The organism is Edaphobacter aggregans DSM 19364, assembly GCF_000745965.1.
Taxonomy (GTDB): Bacteria; Acidobacteriota; Terriglobia; order Terriglobales; family Acidobacteriaceae; genus Edaphobacter; species Edaphobacter aggregans.
In genome coordinates this window covers 1-2,160 of sequence record NZ_JQKI01000305.1, presented here as the reverse complement: position 1 = coordinate 2,160, position 2,160 = coordinate 1, and the positions used below count along the sequence as shown (strand labels likewise).

The window sequence follows — 2,160 nt, the reverse complement described above, 5'->3', positions numbered from 1 at the left end:
CGCCTTTTGACCGTATCGTTCACCACCTCACCGTCACCGGATCAGCAGCATACGGCTGTTTGAAGTCAACCCCTGTAGGCCGACTCCGGAGGGCCTACCTCCATCTCAGACACAGCATCGTGTTCAGAACTTCAAACACGTTCATGGCACACAACAGAAAACTCGCTTAAGGATTCAGGCCACCTCGACCATCGATCGGACGGGCTCCGGAGTGCCGTAACCGGGAGATGGGGACACCTCACGAAGGGAAATTTATGTACGCTTGCGGAGAACTAATAGAATGTTTTCAATAGTTTAGCCGTGCAAGGAACAACAATTCTGATCCATCGAAGAACGTCTCAGTCGCCTGCTTCTATCCTTAGGATGACAAAAGGGTTATGTGAACAGATTTCGCCTTAGCGTACGTGGCATTCCCTTTCTTGAAGTGACCCCCACCAGACCGTGTCAAATCGAATTGCGTAAAACATCTTCCATGAGCGATTTGGGGAGATGGCACGGGTATAATCGGCGCCATCATGGCACTGGCCCCTGGAACTCGTCTGGGCCCGTATGAGACTCTCTCCCTGCTCGGCGTGGGTGGAATGGGAGAGGTCTACCGTGCGCGAGATACACGGCTCAAGCGCACAGTCGCAATCAAAATTCTCTCGCAGCTCTCCTCCGATCCCGCACACAAGCAGCGGTTCGAACGCGAGGCACGAGCCATCTCGTCCCTGAACCATCCCAACATCTGCACCTTGCACGACATCGGCCATCAGGATGGCATCGACTACCTGGTGATGGAATGCGTGGAAGGAGAGACGCTGGCGAAGCGGCTTGAGAAAGGACCGTTGCCAGTCGATCAGATTCTGAAGGTGGGTGCGCAGATTGCGGATGCCCTCGATAAAGCCCACCGCTCGGGAATTGTCCATCGCGACGTGAAACCGAACAATATCGTGCTCACACCGGCTGGCGCCAAACTGCTCGACTTTGGGTTAGCAAAACCCACTCCCGCATTGGTTGACTTGGCCACAATGACGGCGACCAAAGTGGAGACGCCAGTCACCGAGCGAGGGACGGTCGTTGGGACATTTCAATACATGTCTCCGGAGCAGGTGGAAGGACGCGAACTCGACGGCCGCAGCGACATCTTCTCCCTCGGCGCGGTGCTCTATGAGATGGTCACCGGCCAGCGCGCCTTCGAGGGTAAGAGCCGACTCAGTGTAGCCTCCGCCATCCTCGAAAAAGAACCCGCACCCATCACCACCCTCAAGCCCCTCGCCCCCGCAGCGCTCGACCACACCATCCGCACCTGCCTCGCGAAAGACCCCAACGACCGCTGGCAGACGGCCCGCGATCTCTCGCACGAGCTGAAGTGGACTAGTGAAGCAGGCTCCCAGGCTGGAGTTCCTGCAGTTAGTGGCCGAAATTCCCGCATCATGCGTGAGCGAATCGCGTGGACCGCCGCTGCGGTTCTACTCTCTGCATTGGCGGCTCTAAGCATCGCGTTTCATCTCAAAAAAGATGCGCCATCCGCGGCGAACGTGCGCGCGATGATTCCTCCACCTGCGGACAACCAGTTCGCTGCCTTCGCTAACAATCGATTTCTGCCGGCCCTCTCTCCAGACGGAAGGCAGCTTGTGGTACCTGTGATGGACACCCAGGGAAAGTTGGCGCTGTGGTTGCGCGGCCTGAATGACTTGGGACAAGGAAGAATACTTCCCGGAACAGACCAAGGCGCGTTTCCGTTCTGGTCCCCTGACAGCCGCTCAATAGGTTTCTTCACCCCAGGCAAGCTTCAGCGGATCGATATTCAGGGAGATCTCGTCCAGGTCCTGGCTGATGTGACAGGAATGCCCAGGGGAGGGACATGGGGTTCGAGTGGAATCATTCTATATACGCCGGGAACCTCTTCCGAGCTCTATCAGATTCCAGCGAGCGGTGGGACGCCCAGCAAGGTAACGGAACGGATCGCAAGCCTAAAAGAACTGAGCCATCGCTGGCCCACATTTCTCCCCGACGGAAGGCACTTCCTCTTTTTCGTAACTGATGAAGAGCAGCCAGACGTGCAGGGGATCTATGCAGGCTCTTTGGATCCATCTTCATACTGCCCCCAGACTCATGAAGTAGTTGCAAATAGCATGGGTTGATCGTCTACGACTTTGATTCGCAAGCCCTTGCGCC

At 56.6% G+C, this 2,160-nt stretch carries 1 protein-coding gene; it reads left to right on the top strand.

Features of this window, described 5'->3' with window-relative positions:
• The first annotated feature begins 515 nt into the window (after positions 1-515).
• Positions 516-2,126: a serine/threonine-protein kinase gene (locus Q363_RS37150; RefSeq protein ID WP_051979605.1), complete on the top strand. Its 1,611-nt coding sequence runs from the start codon at positions 516-518 to the stop codon at positions 2,124-2,126.
• The last annotated feature ends 34 nt before the right edge of the window (positions 2,127-2,160 follow it).